This is a genomic window from Acinetobacter sp. GW821-FHT01E09 (assembly GCF_059422385.1).
On sequence record NZ_JBWKWU010000001.1, the window covers coordinates 1,831,538 to 1,849,153 of the forward strand.

A 17,616-nucleotide genomic window follows, 5' to 3' on the forward strand; every position below is an offset into this window, starting at 1 on the left:
AGGTGTCAATGTATGGGTTTAATTGGTTTCTGTTAAACTACTGTGGCTTCTTCCCGATTGGTTAAAGAGTGAATTATTGTGAGTGAACATCAACCTTTTGAACTTGTTACAAATTATCAACCTGCTGGGGATCAACCACAGGCAATAGCAAAATTAGTCGAAGGCATAAATAAAGGTTTTCACGATCAACTTCTACTCGGTGTAACGGGTTCAGGGAAAACCTATACCATGGCAAATGTGATTGCTCAAACGCAGCGTCCAACCATTGTCATGGCACATAACAAAACTCTTGCTGCACAATTATATGGTGAATTTAAAGCATTTTTCCCCAACAATGCAGTTGAATACTTCGTTAGTTATTATGACTATTATCAACCCGAAGCTTATGTACCATCTTCGGATACTTTTATTGAAAAAGATTCAGCAATCAATGATCACATTGACCAGATGCGTCTCTCTGCTACGCGTGCATTATTAGAACGCCGTGATGCCATTATTGTCGCTTCAGTATCTGCAATCTATGGTTTGGGTGATCCCAATGCTTATATGAGTATGTTATTGCATATTGTGCAAGGGGACAGAATTAGTCGTGATGACATTATTCGCAGACTTGTTGAAATGCAATATACCCGTAATGAGCTGGAATTTTTACGCGGTACTTATCGTATTCGTGGTGAAATTATCGATATTTTCCCTGCTGAATCGGATCAACATGCAGTTCGGGTTGAGTTGTTTGATGATGAAGTCGATTCAATTCGATGGTTTGATCCAATTACCGGGAAAATGGTCCGTAAAGCACCTCGTATAACAATCTACCCAAAAAGCCATTATGTAACACCAAAAGACAATTTACAGCGTGCAATTGGAACGATTCGCGATGAATTGGCTGATCGTTTAGTGTTCTTTAAAGAACATGAAAAACTCCTTGAAGCACAGCGGATCGAACAACGGACCCGTTATGATTTAGAAATGATGCAACAATTGGGTTATACCAACGGTATTGAAAACTACTCACGGCATTTATCTGGTCGCCCAGCGGGTGAAGCCCCTCCGACATTATTTGACTATATCCCTGATGATGCGTTACTGATTATTGATGAATCGCATGTAACTGTTCCACAAATTGGGGCAATGTATAAAGGTGACCGTTCACGTAAAGAAAACTTGGTCAATTATGGTTTCCGTTTACCTAGTGCATTGGATAACCGTCCAATGAAATTTGAGGAATGGGAGCGTATTGTTCCAACCACTATTTATGTCAGTGCAACACCTGCGAAATACGAACTGGAAAAATCTGAACAAGTCGCAGAGCAGGTGGTACGTCCAACTGGATTAGTCGATCCAGAAATTGAAATACGTCCTGTATTGACTCAAGTGGATGATGTGCTTTCAGAAATTAATATCCGTAAAGAACTCGATGAACGTGTTTTAGTCACCACCTTAACCAAGCGGATGGCCGAGGACTTAACTTCATATTTAAAAGAATATGGGGTGAAGGTGGCTTATTTACATTCAGATATTGATACCGTTGAGCGTGTCAAAATTATTCACGAACTGCGGACAGGGGTACATGATGTTCTGGTCGGGATTAACTTGTTGCGTGAAGGTCTGGATATGCCAGAAGTATCGTTGGTTGCCATTCTTGATGCAGATAAAGAAGGTTTTCTTCGTTCTGAACGGTCGTTAATCCAAACCATCGGTCGTGCTGCTCGTCATTTAAAAGGTAAGGCGATTCTATATGCTGACCGTATAACCGATTCGATGCAAAAAGCCATAGATGAAACTGATCGTCGTCGGGCCAAACAAATTCAATTTAATGAAGAGCATGGCATTATTCCGCGCAGTGCTGTACGTCAAGCAATTAAAGAAATTGATACTGGTGAAGTGATCAGTGATGATCAAATTGAAGCAGGTATAAGTGACCAGCATCAGGCGTTAACTGCAGATGAACGTCACATTTTATCTGATCCAAAACTCTTTACGAAGCACATTAGTAAGCTTGAAAAAGAAATGCTAAAAGCATCTAAAGAGTTGCAATTTGAACAAGCTGCGCGATTACGTGACGAAATTGTGCGTTTAAAAACCAGAATGTTAAAATAATTATCTCTTTGTGGGATGATTACACTTTGGTACTTGCTGTAGCTTTAGTTTGAACAAGGATACATAAAGCTACAGTCTAAGTTTAAATTTCTGATTATTTTATAATAAATAGTAAAAAGTAATGCTGAGGGTATAAGGTGCAATTATTCAAAATATTACCCAATTCTTATGACTTTAAAAAATTAATAATCGTATTCGGGGTGGTTTTTTCCAGCTTTTTTTATCCAAAAGTCTATGCGGAAAATTCGACTTTAGCTGCGATTCCAAAATTGGAATTGGGTCAATATTTAGGGCTATGGTATGAAATCGCCCGTAAACCAATGTATTTTCAAAAAGATTGTAAGTCAGATGTGACTGCACGATATACCGTGAATGAATATGGCAATGTTGCAGTTGATAATCGATGTGTAGATCAAAATGGACAAGAATTACGTTCATTGGGTGAAGCATTTATCAGTAATGAGCCGTTTAATTCAAAATTTAAAGTGAGTTTTATTCCAGAAGCGATTCGTTGGATGCCCGTGGGCCGTGGTGATTATTGGGTATTAAAAATTGATTCAAGTTATCAAATGGCATTGGTGGGAGAACCGAAGCGAAAATATTTGTGGTTACTGTCTAGGGATCCTCATCCAGATGAAGCAAAAGTAACTGAATTTCTTCGTTATGCGCAGACTGTCGGTTTTAACTTAAAAGATTTGATTCGAACCAAGCAGAATGCGCAAGAATAATCAAAAATTTAAGCCGATATATTTTGAATATTTCAATATTTGCAAATCTTGAGTTTGGAAAAATAATTGAATATTCAAATTAATTTTGGGTGAAGATGTTTATAATGCCTAAGAATTTATTTGAAAATCACCGTGAGGCGACAGATGTTTAAGGGCGTCGTATTGTCTGTATTGGCATCTGTAACATTTGGGGTTTTATACTTTTATACCAAATTGCTGGGCGATCTAGATAGTCAACAAACCTTTGGTTGGCGGATTATTGCCACTTTACCATTCCTAACCTTATTTATGTTATTGAGCGGTGATTTTGTTCATGTTAAAACCATTTATCATCGAATGGTCAAACAACCTGCTTTATTACTATTATTGATCATTACTTCTATCTTGACCTGTTTCCAACTCTGGCTTTTTCTTTGGGGGCCGATGAATGGGCGGGGTTTACAAGTATCGCTTGGATATTTTCTTTTACCTTTGGTTCTCGTCCTTGCAGGTAGCATTTTTTATAAAGAGAAATTATCAAAATTCCAAATGGTTGCCGTTGCTTTTGCGGTTCTTGGGGTAGGGCACGAATTATGGCGTTTGGGCAGTATTGCATGGGAAACTCTCAGTGTTGCATTGGGCTATTCGCTTTATTTTCTGGTTCGAAAAACCATTAAAACTGATAATTTAGGTGGTTTTTGGTGGGATATTTTAATTTGTATTCCCATCGCAATTTATTTCACGCAAACCGGATTAGACGCATATAGCCAATTTGTTGATGCACCCGTTTTAATCGTTGTGGTTGCAGGGCTTGGAATACTGAGTGCGATTGGTTTAGGGAGCTATATTTTAGCGAGTCGTCATTTGCCAATGGTCTTATTTGGATTGTTAAGTTATTTAGAACCTGTTTTGTTGGCCTTAGCATCCTTGGCGTTGGGTGAATCTATTTCAGCAGATGAATGGTTTACCTATATTCCAATTTGGTGTGCTGTGGGGGTTTTGGTATTGGAAGGGATTTGGCATCTCTATCAACAAAACAATAAGCGGAAAAATTTAGCCTTGAATATCGAGAAATTAGACGAAAGAATCGGTTAATCAAAAGAAAATAAATTGATAATTGTTGGGCTATAATTTTTAAAAGTGTTAAATTTATCTCATTAATCTATGTTTTAATTTGGTTTTTAAGTAGAAAAACGCTGAATATATTATGAACACAACAATAATTCCCTATCAAACACGGGCAACCTTATTGCAATTAGAGCCTAGTACCGATTTAAACTGGGAACAGGTTTTGTGTGATGTTTTTGATGAAGCCAACATCGAAGTACGCGAAGAAATTGAGCGTCAAATTTTAAGACCGAAAGAAATTCGATGGAACAAAGGTAATAACAGCTTTGAATTTAAAATTACAAATTCATTAGAAAATTTAAAATATAGCTTTGAAAATGAGCGAATGCGTTCCATTGCAACCAAATTGAGCAACTCAATCAATTGGTTAAAAAATATTACAGATAGTATTCAGATCGCAGACTATTTAGAAAATGCGTTGTATCAAATAGATTTGATTTCGGTGGATGATCATCTAAATTTACAACGAGAAAAATTACTGATTCGTCGTGTTTTTTTACAAGATGTGGCGAAATTGATCCGCACATTAAATATTGAAGCGCCAGAAGGTATTCGTAACTTAACTTCTGATCAAATTAAATGTTTTATTATTGAAGTGTTTATTAAGCAACAATTATTGGGCTATTGGTTTAAGCCATTATTGACCAAATCATCTGAATTAATGAAACGTCCTTTTTTTAAGTATTTTATTTTAAGAGAACAACGGATTCGTAAGTTTGATATTGTTAAAACCTCTGAATTTATCTATTTAATTGCACCGATTGAAAATTTTGAACAGAATCCTTATTCGATTCGACGCTTTTTGTTTGAAGAAAATATTGAATATAAAAATCAGGTCTATGTAACGGGTTTGGTACTTGATACAGATCAAATGAGTGAAAGTGAATATCGAGATAGCACTGACCTTTTGATTCAGAAAATGGTCACAATTCAGCATCAAGTTCATAGGGATGTGATTGAAATTGTGCAAGAATTTGAAGATTTCACAGAAAACAAACTCTTGCCATTTTTAATGGAACCACTCGGAATGGTGGGGAAAAATAGTGATACGGTTGCACAAAATCATATCAAAACCATTGAACAGTTGCTCACGGCCAATATATTGATGCCGTTAAGAAATGCGGTTAAAAGCGATTTATCACATATTGAAGAATTTGAATATTTGTTTATGAGTGTGCATCGAATATTTTCTGAAATTTTATCGCATTATCGTGACTTTAAAGAACAACCCGCATTATTTTTTAATTCTCATGTTCAACTGTTTGAATATCGTTTGCTGGCTTATCTAAAACTATTGGAAAAGCGTAAAGATGAAATTTTTATTCCCATGAGTCATCGAGAATGGCAAGTGATGCATGAGCGTTCACAACAACCGATTAGAAAACTTCAAGAAATTATCGCTGAGCAAGTGAAAGATTATAGGGCTTTAGACAGCTATGTTAAGCAATTAAAGAATGAACAACATGAAGTAGAAGGCTCACTGTTAAAAAAAATGATCAAAGGTGGGAAGGTTGAAAAGGATATTGTTCAAGCAAACCATGCCGCAATGTTGATAAAAAAACAAACCTATTTAGAGGTATTAACTGTTCCTAAAGGTTTAGCAAAGTATAGTGTATTTATTGAGTTTGAAAGCCTGACTTCAATGAGTGAATTGGAGCGCCATTATGCATTTCCTTCAGGGGACAATGGCATTATTCGCTTTCCTTATTTAATGAAGCTGCCTGAAAATTTAGCTGATTTTGATTTGGAGGAGTTTAATGCGTCGATTAATGACGACTAAAGCGTGTGTAAGGGGCTGAGTAGAAAGCTCAGACTGAGCGCGATAATGGGGTTTTTAACGATACAATATCAGCTTTATTTTTGTTTTTGTCTGGTTTAATTTTGTTCTAATCTACTTTATTTTTCCAGTTCCGCTGGTAAAGTCAATATCAATACTAAAATTCTACATAGATGCAAAAAACTAAAATGGCTGAAATATTGTTTAGAGATCAAGACATAATTTAAAATAAAATAGCCAGTATGACAAAATATTATAAAAATGTATCACGATTTGATTTCAACTAAATGAGAATTACATTACAATTATGGGGTTTAAAAATCCATGTCTAGATATACATAAATAGAGGACGTATCTGTGAGCAAAGACACTATCATCGCCCTACATGCAGAGCACCAAGGTCGCTGGAAAAACCGTGAAGAAATCGCGGAACGTATGATTGCATTAATCGGTCAATTATACCGTGAAAAAAACATTGTGACTTCTGTGTACGGTCGTTCTTTAGTGAACCGTTCAGTAATTCAAATCCTTAAAGCGCACCGTCGTACACGTATGATGGATGTTGAGCTTTCTGTTGTACATACATTCCCTATTTTAGAAGCTTTAGCGAAATTAGATAATATCGGTTCTGCTGAAGTTGATTTAGGTAAACTTGCAGTTGAATATAAAGAAAAGGGTGGCGATATTGATGCATTTGTTGCTCAAGCTGTTCAATCTTTAGATGGTCGTCCTGCGCAAGTTGAGCCTAAAGATGTTGTTCTTTATGGTTTTGGTCGTATTGGCCGCATTTTAGCGCGTTTAATCATTAGCCAATCAGGTCTTGGCCGTGGTTTAAGCCTTAAAGCGATCGTTGTGCGTAAATCATCTGATGGCGATTTAGAAAAACGTGCTTCATTGTTACGTCGTGACTCAATTCATGGTCCATTTGCAGGAACAATTTCTGTTGATGAGCAAAATGAAGCAATCATTGCAAATGGTAACTTTATCAAAGTGATCTATGCGTCTAGCCCTGCTGAAGTTGATTACACAGCTTATGGTATCGACAATGCACTAGTGATTGATAACACAGGTAAATGGCGTGATATCGATGGTTTATCTCAACATCTTAAATGCCCTGGCGTAAGTCGTGTTGTGCTTACAGCGCCTGGTAAAGGTGACATGAAGAATGTCGTGTTTGGTGTTAACCAAGCGGACATCATTGATTCAGACAAAATCATTTCTGCTGCAAGCTGTACCACTAACGCGATCACACCAGTTTTAAAAGTGTTAGAAGACAAATACAAAGTGATCAACGGTCATGTGGAAACTGTTCACTCATTTACTAATGACCAGAACTTGATTGATAACTATCACAAAGCAGATCGCCGTGGCCGTGCTGCAACACTGAATATGGTTATTACAGAAACAGGTGCTGCAAAAGCTGTTGCGAAAGCATTACCTCAGTTACAAGGTAAATTAACAGGTAATTCAGTACGTGTTCCAACACCGAACGTTTCACTTGCTATTCTTAACTTAACACTTGAGAAAGAAGTAGATCGTGAAGAAGTGAACGAATATATTCGTCAAATCTCGATCAACTCTAACCTTCAAGGTCAAATTGGCTATACCAACTCTACAGAAGTTGTATCGTCTGACTTTATTGGTTCGCGTACAGCGGGTGTATTTGATGCACAAGCAACAATTACTTCTGGTAACCGTTTAACAGCTTACGTTTGGTACGATAACGAAGTTGGTTATAGCTGCCAAGTATTGCGTATTGCTGAACAAGTATGTGGCGTAAGCTATCCGAAAGTACCGGCTGAAACAAATGCATAATTTGTCATAGTCGTCGAAAAGGAGCTTCAAATGAAGCTCCTTTTTTTATATTCAAAATTGATGATATATGGTTAAATTCAAATGAAAATTACTATTTGTCTCAGCAATTCGACTAAAAACATTTGATTAAGAAATTAGAGAAAATAAAATGAGAACAAAAATCTTATCCATCATGATGTTATTTACTTGTTTTGCTACACATGCCAAATCCTTAGAATTACGTCCTTTATTAAAAGACCGTTTTGAACAAAACTGTGCAATTCGGCAGCAATATGATTTTCATAATGAAGATACTGAACTGATTGCACCACTTGAACACTATACGATTGATGTAAAATATGTGGATAAACAGGTTTATGACTCAACCACTTATAAATTAAAAAATGTCACTTATGCTGGCATTCCTATTCGCAAAATAGAATTTAGTTTTGGTCGTCCAGCGCAACAATACAATGAATATTTATATTTTGATCTGAGTACTACAACAGCAAAGCAGCGATTTAAAACTCTAAAATTCAATCAAAATCATGAAAAAGGTGATGTGAGTGTTGAGTATAAAAATAATACAGCAATTGTGCAGTGCTATTGGTTAGCTGATTTTTCAAATAATCCGTAGATTAAATATCAATTGTTTATTAATTAAACAAAATTCTTCGACTTTTATACATAAAAACGCATATTAATTCACATAAGTATTTAAAATAAAAAATAATTAAGGATAAAAATTAAGGACAGGATTTTGCAGTTGAAGCAAGTTATGGCAGGAGTTGCCTTTATTCTTATTGCTACAGTGTGTGGTGTGTTGATTGCAATCTGGGTATTTAAACATTTTAATATTTATATTCCACTTGAAAATCAAGCTGTACGTATCGATTTAAAAGAGCCTTTACAAGCTAAAGTACAAATTCATGACGCATTAGATGTGGATGTCAAAGGAAAAGTGAAAGCTGAAATTCCTATTCATGAAAAGCTAAACTTACCGATTACACAAACCTTAACCCCACATGTGTATTTTGATAATGAAGTCCCAATTCAAACCACAATTCCTGTGAATGAAGTGATCAAAATCAATCAGGATATGCCGATTGATACCAAGGTTAAAGTCACTGTTTTAGGTAAAGATATTACTTTACCATTAAAAGGGAACATCCCGATTCATATGGATGTGCCGATTAATTTACAAGTGCCACTCAACCAAAATATTCATTTAAAGTTTGATGCCCCTGTAAAGGTCTTACTTAAAGAAAATTTACATGTGCCACTTGATGCGACATTAAAAACCAATATTCCAATTCAAGGCCACCTCAACGTTCCAATTAAATCAGCACTTCAAGCAACAGTAGATGTTCAAAATACATTACCGGTAAAAATTGAAAAAGGGCAGCTTAAAATTCCGCTCAATAGTTTAAGGCTATCACGTCGCGATCATCCGCCAGTAGAACCACAACAACCACAGTCCGAAGCTTTAAAATAGGGTGGTATGGAAATGTGGATCTTTAAATCTATACGAAATTTGTTGTTCACTTTTATCAGCGTCGTGTTGCTCATTGCACTGTGCGTTTGGTTATATTTGAATATTCATGCCTCAATGCAGGTTTCTGCACAAAGCGCACAAATTCAATTGTCGGAATCTTTACCGACAAAAATCCATGTGGGGAATTATTTACAAACACATGCACAAGGCGCTTTAGATACTGAGTTGACGATTGACCGTGAGTTGGATTTGCCTTTGAAAGGCAAATATTTGGCTAATTTAAGTTTTGTTGTGACAACGCCGATTGAGGTTGAGCTTGATTATGAGACTGATATTCAGATTGAAACGCTAATGCCATTAGAAACAACCACGGATTTGGTTTATCAAAATAAACTGTTGCCTCAATTTCCTTTAAAAGTGGATATTCCGATTAAACTTTCGGTGCCATTTAAGTTAAAACGACGATATCAAGTCCCGATCAAGATTATGTTTGATGGGCCGGTTTATTTAGAATTTGATGAAGTGATTCATTTATATGTTAAGCATAAACTTAAGCCAATACTGAATATTAATGATCCAATGACGATGAAAAAAATTGCGGTGTTCCGTGCAACCATGTACAACACAGAAAGACAGTCCCTCGCAGATCTGGAGATGAATATCGATTTTCCTATCAAAAATATTCATCCTTAATTACTCAGTAGAGCATGGGCTTAAATTTTGTATTTAAGCCCATGCTCATCTTTAAAATACCTAAAATAAGGCTTTAACCTGATCCTGAATATGCGTTGTTTTACGACCAATCAAATGTTCCAAGTCTTTACTTTCACTATACATTGCACCATTTACAGTCTGTACATCTGCGTCAACAATAACCGCTACCAGTGCTTGGGGTAACCCTGCCGTAAGCAGTGCCTGAGTATAATCTTCTGGGCTGATATCTTGATACTCTACAGTTTTACCTGATGCCAAAGCGATATAAGAGGCTAAATCTGCAAGGGTAAAATGATTTGAACCTGCAAGCTCATAGGTTTTATTTTCATGTCCTGAGGAAGCAAGGACTTTGGCTGCAGCTTCAGCATAATCTAAACGAGAAGCTGAACTGATTTTTCCATTTTGAGCGCTGCCGTAAAGTGTTCCTGTTTCCGCAGTATGCTTAACGTTGCCAAGATAATTTTCGTTATACCAATTGTTGCGTAAAAAAGTATATTTCAAACCGCTTTGCAGAATGAGAGCTTCTGTTTCACGATGTTCTTGTGCTAAACCGAGTGGGTTATCTGTTGCATTGAGTAAGCTGGTATAGGCAATGTATTCAACTTTGGCTGCGACAGCTGCCTCTATAACTGCTTTATGCTGAGGCGTTCGACGACCAATTTCATTGGCTGAAATTAAAAGTAATTTATCTATGTGGTTTAATGCAGGTATCAATGTTTCAGGTTGATCATAGTTAAATAGGCGAAGTTCAATCCCTTGTTGTTTAAGCGACTGTGCTTTATCTATATTTCGAACCAGCGCTACAATATTTTCAGCGGCAGTATGTTGAAGTAAGGCTTGGATCACCAGTTGTCCAAGTTGGCCCGTTGCACCTGTAATTGCGATTTTCATAATTTCACCTTTAAATATGATTTAAATTGGATGTTTTTTAAACTTGATGTTATGATCATAATCATTAAACTTACTATATGTAAGTACGTACCTAAAAGTAAGCTAATTACTGTGTAGAGAGAATTTATGAGCATCTATGCTTCAAGTGATTTAATTGGTCAAGTTTTATCCAGTCAGTGCCCATCTAGAGAAATATTGGAGCATTTAACTAGCAAATGGTCTGTATTGGTTTTACGTTGTTTAAATGATGGCGTACAACGTTTTAGCGAACTGCGTAATCGAATTGAGGGAATCAGCGAAAAAATGCTTGCACAGACATTAAAAGTGCTTGAACAAGATGGCTTTATATTGAGAACGGTTTACCCTGAAGTACCACCCAAAGTAGAGTATCAATTGACGATTTTAGGTGCACAAGCGGCTGAAAAATTAAACTATTTGATTGGTTGGATCGAGCGCAGTTTGCCCGATATCTTAGAGAATAAACAGAGATTGCAAAAGTAAAACTCAGTTGATTTTATACTCACCAAGAACTTGATCGCTAAGTGAGTATATTGGAAGGGAGGGAGGCCTTATTCTTGAGGATGATTCTCTTTTGCCGTAGCTTTTAAAGCGACTAATCCTGTTATGATTGCACCAATGGTGGCTAAGAACATATCCTTATGCGCATCCCATATATCACCTTGTTGCCCATTGTAGTTTTCAGCTTCTTCTGGGGATAGGCCAATGGCAATCCACCATTCAATCCATTCATAAAATAAACTGGTTGCCATAACAAATTGAATGACCAATAAAAATAAGGTTTTAGGCTTTAAGCTTGGTAACCACACTTGGAAAATTCGGTAGAAAAATGGGTAAAGAAATAAGCCATAGAATAAGTGTACAAAGCGGTCAAACATGTTACGTGTCCACCCCATTGCTTGATTGAGATCAAAGTGTAAGTATTTGATTGACCAATCATTATAAGGCACATAAGAATAAAGATAATGTGCAGCAATCACATGAATCACCAAGAAGAGGATGTACAATAAAAATGATGAAAATGTCAGCCCTATTTTCTTTAAACAGAAAAATAGAACAATCAGCATGAGCAAGGTGCCAATCTGATGCAGCATGTAGGATGGGTATTCTAAAGGATTGATACTGGCAAGAATGATTGCGATTGCAAGCATAGCAAGAACAAGCCAATGTTTTTTTGTTAAGGCATGATAAATCATTATGGTATTTTCTAAAAATTATTACTGCGCATTGTAATCAAAATGCAAAAAAATGCGAAGCATCGGCTTCGCATTTTTTAGGTCTTTTAGAAGATTAAAAGCTTAGATTTTAGCAATCAAATCTTTAATTTGTTTGGCTTGATCCGCAGCATTACCTGTGTAAGTTGCAGGGGTCATTTCAGCTAAGCGTGCACGATCAGCAGCAGGTACAGCTTCAAGTTCAGTGCCATTGACAAAATCAACCATCATGTCACGTGTCATCGCTTGACCACGAGTCAATGCTTTTAATTTTTCATATGGTTTTTCAACTGCATAACGACGCATTACAGTTTGGATTGGTTCAGCCAATACTTCTTGAGCATGATCAAGGTCTTCAAGAATACGTGCTGCATTAAGCTCAAGTTTACCAATACCTTTTGAACATGCTTCAAAAGCAATTAAACTTTGTGCCAAGCCAACACCCATGTTACGTAATACAGTCGAGTCTGTAAGGTCACGCTGCCAACGAGAAATTGGTAATTTTTCGCCTAAGTGCGCTAATACTGCATTGGCAATGCCCAAGTTACCTTCAGAGTTTTCAAAATCAATTGGATTGACTTTGTGAGGCATTGTAGAAGAACCGACTTCACCTTCTTTTAAACGTTGTTTAAAGAAGCCTAAAGAGATATAGCCCCAAACGTCACGGTTAAAGTCGATTAAAATTGTGTTAAAACGACGTAAAGCATCGAACAATTCCGCGATGTAATCGTGTGGTTCGATTTGAGTTGTATAAGGGTTGAAGGTTAAACCGAGTGATTCAACAAATGCTTGCGAGTGAGCAGGCCAATTGATTTCAGGATAAGCAGAGTAGTGCGCGTTGTAGTTACCTACCGCACCATTAATTTTGCCTAATAATTCAACTTGTTTAAACTGTTTGATTTGACGCGCTAAACGATATGCAACGTTGGCCATTTCTTTACCCAAAGTAGTTGGGCTCGCAGTTTGACCATGGGTGCGTGATAGCATTGGTTGTTCTGCATGTGTTTCAGCTAAAGCCACAATAGAATCAACAATTTGTTGCATAGCAACAACTAACACTTCACGACCATTTTTCAACATCAAAGCGTGAGAAAGGTTGTTGATGTCTTCTGAAGTACAAGCAAAGTGAATAAATTCGCCTGCATTTTTAAGCTCATCAATATGTGCAATTTTTTCTTTTAAGAAATATTCAACCGCTTTTACATCATGGTTAGTAGTACGTTCAATCTCTTTAATGCGGTTAGCATCATCTTCAGAAAATTGAGTAACAATCGCATCTAAAGCGGTATTGGTTGCAGCAGAAAAAGCTGGAACTTCTGTGATTTCAGGACGATTTGCAAGCGCTTGTAACCAACGCACTTCAACAGTCACACGAGCATGGATTAGACCAAACTCAGAGAGGTAAGGGCGTAATGCATCACATTTGCTTGCATAGCGTCCATCTAGTGGAGAAAGTGCGGTTAAAGCGTTCATAAAGATTCCTTAAATTTTGGAATTAGAGCGAATGGCGTAACTCGAACAGTATCAAATTAAACAACCTGATATTGTAATCGAGCAAGATCTTGAATATCTTGAAGAAGTTTGCGTTTGCTAAAGATCATATTCCATGAGCTTCCACCTAATTGACGCCATAGGTGAGCCATTTGTAAGCCTGTGAATAAGCTGGCACGGATACGATTGGTATGTGCAGAGTCTTTAAAGGCTTCTGCATTACCACGGACTAGAATTCGAGGGTTAATTTGACCAGCAGTGTCGACATAGGTTTGTGCTAAGTTGGCAATGATACTTGGATGTAAATAGTTATTATCAAAAAAAGACAGCTGTTTTAATATTTTTTGTTGAGATTGTTCAATAATTTCAACAAACTTTGGATTGCTATAAACTTTTTTTTCCAAGGCCAATAATGACATGGCATAAGTCATTGGCAGTTTTGCATTGGCAATTTTAGGAATTCTAGATTTCGGTGATGCTGAGAAAGGTTGTGTAATGCTACTTTCTAAAGTTTTTAAACCTAAGGAAATGTCTGCCAATTGATTGAAGAAGTCTAAAGTTTGACCTGATGAATTGGCAGTGGCACGGATATTGAGGCTGGCTTTGATGAGCTGTTCAAAATAGAAATTACCACTTTCACCAATACTTTGACGTCCTGACATCGCAGTCATATGCGTCAGCTGTGTTGCTTGAAACACAGCTGCTAACGCCAAAGCTCGGTTTTGGCGTTGATTCAAAGTTTGAGGCTGTTGAAAGGGCAACTCAACCATGCCTAAATTCCTTTAAATAATTTTTAATCATTACTCAATAAAATCTGGTTTTGGTGCATTGGTATGATGAATCACACCCCCACCTAAACAGACTTCATCGACATAGAAAACAACACTTTGTCCCGGTGTTACGGCACGCTGTGCTTCATCAAATTCGACACGAACACCATTTGGCGTGTTTGCATCTTTATAAATTGTACATGCTTGATCAGGCTGACGGTAACGAGTTTTTGCCGTGCATCGGAAACCTGTGTCTGGAATTGCTTGTTCACCCGCAACCCAGTCAATTGTTTCAGACCATAAAATGGTACTCTGCATCAGTGGATGTTCATGACCTTGTCCAACCACAAGACGATTACCTTCAATGTCTTTATGTAGAACAAACCAAGCACCTTCTTCTGCGCCTTTGAGTCCACCTAAACCAATACCACCACGCTGACCGAGCGTATAGTACATTAAGCCGTGATGATCACCAACCTCTTTTCCTGTATCTAAGACAATTTTCCCAGGTTGAGCAGGTAAATATTGTTTTAAGAAGTCATTAAAACGGCGTTCACCAATAAAGCAAATCCCAGTGGAATCTTTTTTCTTGGCAGTGGCTAAACCCAGTTCTTCCGCAATTTTACGTACTTGAGGTTTTTCAATCTCACCAACAGGGAACAAGGTCTTATTGATTTCACGACCATGAACCGCGTGAAGAAAATAAGTTTGATCTTTGTTATTGTCTACACCACGTAATAAAGGCGCATATTGATCACCTTTTGAATTGGTGGTTGTTTCGCCACGACGACAATAATGTCCAGTTGCAATAAAATCAGCGCCTAAATTGACAGCATGATCTAAGAATGCACGGAATTTAATTTCTTTATTACACAGAATATCTGGGTTTGGTGTACGACCAGCGGCATATTCTGCTAAGAAATGTTCAAAAACGCGATCCCAATATTCCATTGCAAAATTTGCAGTATGGAGTTTGATCCCAATTTTGTCACACACCGCTTGTGCGTCAGCAAGGTCATCCATTGCGGTACAATATTCCGTGCCATCATCTTCTTCCCAGTTTTTCATGAAAAGCCCTTCAACTTGATATCCTTGTTGAAGTAAAAGTGCAGCAGAAACAGATGAATCTACACCACCCGACATACCGACGATGACACGTTGTTGCATAGGATTAGGCATCCAAATTTGAAATTAAAGGAGAGTTTTGGTGCTCATAGATGAGCGAAAGTGGGTATTTTTGCCCAGAAAGTGCATCTTGTACAGCTTTAATGACCAAAGGACTTCTGGCGCGAGCAGATTCAAGCAGTTCTTCAAGTGTCATCCATTGTGGACCAATGATATCTGTATCCAGTTGTGCGTCTGGAAAGTATTCAGTCACATGTGCTAAAAAGCAAAATCTAAAATAAGTGCGGTCTGGAAACATGGGTGGGGTATAGGTATAGATCCCCAGTAATGAATTGATTTCTACTGCATATCCTGTCTCTTCCATGGTTTCACGTAATGCAGCTTGAATAATAGTTTCACCACATTCAACATGGCCAGCGGGTTGATTGAACACAGTATGGCTTACACCTTCGGTATATTCTTCGACAAAAAGAAATTTTCCATCTTTTTCTACAACTGTTGCAACAGTAACGTGAGGTGTCCAAGCGGTCATGACCAGCACCAAGGGAGATAAAGCGTTATTCTACAAAATTTAGCACGTGGTGGCTATGTTCATGCGGATTTTCTTTGATCATCCTAAGCGGAGATGTATCGACAATATGCTCAAAATACTTCTGGGCAAGTTTGCTTATCTTGCATTTGGAGCTGAAACCTCAGCGCTTTAACTGATTAATCTATTATTTTATATTAGCTTGTTGTAGGTCAGAATGTTTCACATAAAAATTACTATATAAACTGATGTATTTGGCTCTATCGATCCAGCTCAATATACGACTATAATATTCATGTGCAGATGTGTTAAGTGTAATATGCGATATGTTTGTATGATTATTGGGCTTAATACCCAACACAGAATTAAATACATTCGCTATTTACGGGTGTACACCACTCAAACATAAAAGACTTTATTTGTTTGAATCTACTGTATCGTCGAATGTTTTTTGGATAGAATTAAAAGACATTGGCTATAAAAGATAGTCAAATCAAAAAAGCTTGAATTGGGGCTTGATCAAGCAACGTTTTATACAGGTAAAGCCAGTTCTTGTTTTAAGATCGCTTAGCCATTCCAATTCTTGGGCATACAATAGGATTTAAAAAGTATGATAAAGAAATTATTATGTATACCTTTAGGTGTATTACTGATCACTGGGTGTGCTTCAAATCCTAATGACGCCACTTCAAATGTAGGTACACAGGGATTATTAATTTGCCAGCCAAGTGAACTTTGTCCAATCGTCACTGTGGTGTGGAATGAGACACATAAAGACTTTTTAAAGGTAAAACTTAGCTTAAATAGCGCCTATACCAAATATAATATTGAAAAAGTTGTATTTAGTGATGGTGCAAAAAGTCACTCATTTAATGTGATTGGTCCAACTGAAATTGATTTTGCATTTAAAGCAAATCGTTCTCGTAACAGTGTGCTTATTCCAGTCAACCTAATGGGGGACTTCAAAGGCTCGCAAAATATCTTTATGGAAATACATACAGATCAAGGTGTGATTACCCGCTATATTTTAAAAGACAATGTCAAAGCACCAGTATTTGAAGAATTAACCAAATACTACAAGGTCTCTGAATAGCGGTTTGATCCAAAATGTAATGCCTAATTCCACTGTAGTTCAGTGGAATTAGATTTACTTGAGCAACATGTATTTAAATAACAAGTACGCTTTTAAGCATGCCTAGGTATTTGCTTTAATCCTATGGTTAATCGTTCGCTTCTAAATAATGATTTGCTACTTTGACATAGTGTCTTGCTGAATAAGGCAAAAATTCCTTTTCTTTGTCAGTTAAAGGGCGAACCTTTTGCACTGGGCTTCCCACATAGAGATAACCACTTTCTAAGCGCTTACGCGGTGGAACCAGTGAGCCTGCACCAATCATGACATCATCTTCAATCACCACATCATCTAGAACAATTGTATTAATTCCCACTAAAACCCGGTTGCCAATGGTACAACCATGTAAGGTGACATGATGTCCAATGGTCACATCTTCTCCAATCACTAAAGGTGAGCCATTGGGTTTTGCATCATTTTTATGACTGACATGTAACATGCAATGGTCTTGTACATTAGAATAACGGCCAATTTTAATGTGATTGACATCCGCACGAATCACCGCAAAAGGCCAAACCGATACATTCTCCGCCAAAGTTACTTCACCGATTACAACCGAGAGATCATCGATATAACAGGTTGAATCAATTTTAGGGTGATGACCTAAATACGAGCGAATATTTTTTTTCATGTTGGCTTCCATGTCAAAAGCAAAATTTAACCAGTGTATTTTTACCGAGTATAAATTAAAAAGGCATCCAAATCTGTGATCAGGATGCCTGTGCTTTAGT

Annotated in this window: 17 protein-coding genes; 10 read left to right on the top strand and 7 right to left on the bottom strand. The window is 37.2% G+C overall.

Translation table 11 applies throughout. From position 1 onward, the window contains the following. Nucleotides 1-78: 78 nt before the first annotated feature. The 8 genes from uvrB (at nucleotide 79) to AC07U8_RS08350 (ending at nucleotide 9,694) form a co-directional block, all read left to right on the top strand. Entirely contained in the window at nucleotides 79-2,100 is a 2,022-nt protein-coding gene (gene uvrB / locus AC07U8_RS08315) for an excinuclease ABC subunit UvrB (protein ID WP_004721309.1), read from the top strand. 137 nt (nucleotides 2,101-2,237) lie between these two features. After that, entirely contained in the window at nucleotides 2,238-2,828 is a 591-nt protein-coding gene (locus tag AC07U8_RS08320; RefSeq protein ID WP_034613701.1) for a lipocalin family protein, read from the top strand. Between the two features lie 144 nt (nucleotides 2,829-2,972). Then, nucleotides 2,973-3,902 carry an EamA family transporter RarD gene (rarD, locus tag AC07U8_RS08325; RefSeq protein ID WP_494737683.1) on the top strand — a complete coding sequence of 310 codons (930 nt, stop codon included), beginning with the start codon at nucleotides 2,973-2,975 and terminating at the stop codon, nucleotides 3,900-3,902. 112 nt (nucleotides 3,903-4,014) lie between these two features. After that, nucleotides 4,015-5,715 (top strand): hypothetical protein, encoded by a 1,701-nt coding sequence (locus AC07U8_RS08330; RefSeq protein ID WP_494737684.1) that lies wholly within the window; start codon nucleotides 4,015-4,017, stop codon nucleotides 5,713-5,715. A gap of 354 nt (nucleotides 5,716-6,069) precedes the next feature. Then, a complete protein-coding gene (locus tag AC07U8_RS08335) occupies nucleotides 6,070-7,527 on the top strand; it encodes a glyceraldehyde-3-phosphate dehydrogenase (RefSeq protein WP_096733847.1) in 1,458 nt (485 codons plus the stop codon). Nucleotides 7,528-7,675: 148 nt separating this feature from the next. Beyond that, nucleotides 7,676-8,143, top strand: a complete 468-nt coding sequence (locus AC07U8_RS08340) for a hypothetical protein (protein ID WP_494737685.1) — start codon at nucleotides 7,676-7,678, stop codon at nucleotides 8,141-8,143. A gap of 123 nt (nucleotides 8,144-8,266) precedes the next feature. Further along, nucleotides 8,267-9,001 (top strand): MFS transporter, encoded by a 735-nt coding sequence (locus tag AC07U8_RS08345; RefSeq protein ID WP_096733849.1) that lies wholly within the window; start codon nucleotides 8,267-8,269, stop codon nucleotides 8,999-9,001. Between the two features lie 12 nt (nucleotides 9,002-9,013). Beyond that, on the top strand, nucleotides 9,014-9,694 hold the full coding sequence (locus AC07U8_RS08350) for a hypothetical protein (RefSeq protein WP_270384785.1): 681 nt from the start codon (nucleotides 9,014-9,016) through the stop codon (nucleotides 9,692-9,694). 60 nt (nucleotides 9,695-9,754) lie between these two features. Here the strand turns inward: AC07U8_RS08350 and AC07U8_RS08355 are convergent, their stop codons facing one another. Next, the gene (locus AC07U8_RS08355; protein WP_270384738.1) at nucleotides 9,755-10,606 is read right to left on the bottom strand and encodes an SDR family oxidoreductase; all 852 of its coding nucleotides are present in this window, start codon (nucleotides 10,604-10,606) and stop codon (nucleotides 9,755-9,757) included. A 126-nt stretch (nucleotides 10,607-10,732) separates the two neighbouring features. On the opposite strand from AC07U8_RS08355, the gene AC07U8_RS08360 reads away from it, so the two are divergent. Then, a complete protein-coding gene (locus tag AC07U8_RS08360; RefSeq protein WP_004721299.1) occupies nucleotides 10,733-11,107 on the top strand; it encodes a winged helix-turn-helix transcriptional regulator in 375 nt (124 codons plus the stop codon). Nucleotides 11,108-11,175: 68 nt separating this feature from the next. Here AC07U8_RS08360 and AC07U8_RS08365 read toward each other — a convergent pair whose 3' ends face one another. From AC07U8_RS08365 to AC07U8_RS08385, 5 genes are all read right to left on the bottom strand, one after another. Then, nucleotides 11,176-11,820 (bottom strand): DUF2238 domain-containing protein, encoded by a 645-nt coding sequence (locus AC07U8_RS08365; protein WP_270384741.1) that lies wholly within the window; start codon nucleotides 11,818-11,820, stop codon nucleotides 11,176-11,178. Nucleotides 11,821-11,922: 102 nt separating this feature from the next. Beyond that, the gene (gene purB, locus AC07U8_RS08370; RefSeq protein WP_034613672.1) at nucleotides 11,923-13,311 is read right to left on the bottom strand and encodes an adenylosuccinate lyase; all 1,389 of its coding nucleotides are present in this window, start codon (nucleotides 13,309-13,311) and stop codon (nucleotides 11,923-11,925) included. 56 nt (nucleotides 13,312-13,367) lie between these two features. Next, nucleotides 13,368-14,099 carry a high frequency lysogenization protein HflD gene (gene hflD, locus AC07U8_RS08375; protein WP_004820699.1) on the bottom strand — a complete coding sequence of 244 codons (732 nt, stop codon included), beginning with the start codon at nucleotides 14,097-14,099 and terminating at the stop codon, nucleotides 13,368-13,370. A 30-nt stretch (nucleotides 14,100-14,129) separates the two neighbouring features. Beyond that, nucleotides 14,130-15,266 carry a tRNA 2-thiouridine(34) synthase MnmA gene (mnmA, locus tag AC07U8_RS08380; protein WP_034613669.1) on the bottom strand — a complete coding sequence of 379 codons (1,137 nt, stop codon included), beginning with the start codon at nucleotides 15,264-15,266 and terminating at the stop codon, nucleotides 14,130-14,132. Nucleotides 15,267-15,270: 4 nt separating this feature from the next. Continuing rightward, nucleotides 15,271-15,756: an NUDIX hydrolase gene (locus AC07U8_RS08385; protein ID WP_004820704.1), complete on the bottom strand. Its 486-nt coding sequence runs from the start codon at nucleotides 15,754-15,756 to the stop codon at nucleotides 15,271-15,273. A gap of 607 nt (nucleotides 15,757-16,363) precedes the next feature. On the opposite strand from AC07U8_RS08385, the gene AC07U8_RS08390 reads away from it, so the two are divergent. Further along, nucleotides 16,364-16,846 carry a hypothetical protein gene (locus tag AC07U8_RS08390; protein ID WP_004820707.1) on the top strand — a complete coding sequence of 161 codons (483 nt, stop codon included), beginning with the start codon at nucleotides 16,364-16,366 and terminating at the stop codon, nucleotides 16,844-16,846. A gap of 127 nt (nucleotides 16,847-16,973) precedes the next feature. Here AC07U8_RS08390 and AC07U8_RS08395 read toward each other — a convergent pair whose 3' ends face one another. Next, nucleotides 16,974-17,516, bottom strand: coding sequence for a gamma carbonic anhydrase family protein (locus AC07U8_RS08395; protein ID WP_034613668.1), 543 nt, complete (start codon nucleotides 17,514-17,516; stop codon nucleotides 16,974-16,976). Nucleotides 17,517-17,616 lie beyond the last annotated feature (100 nt).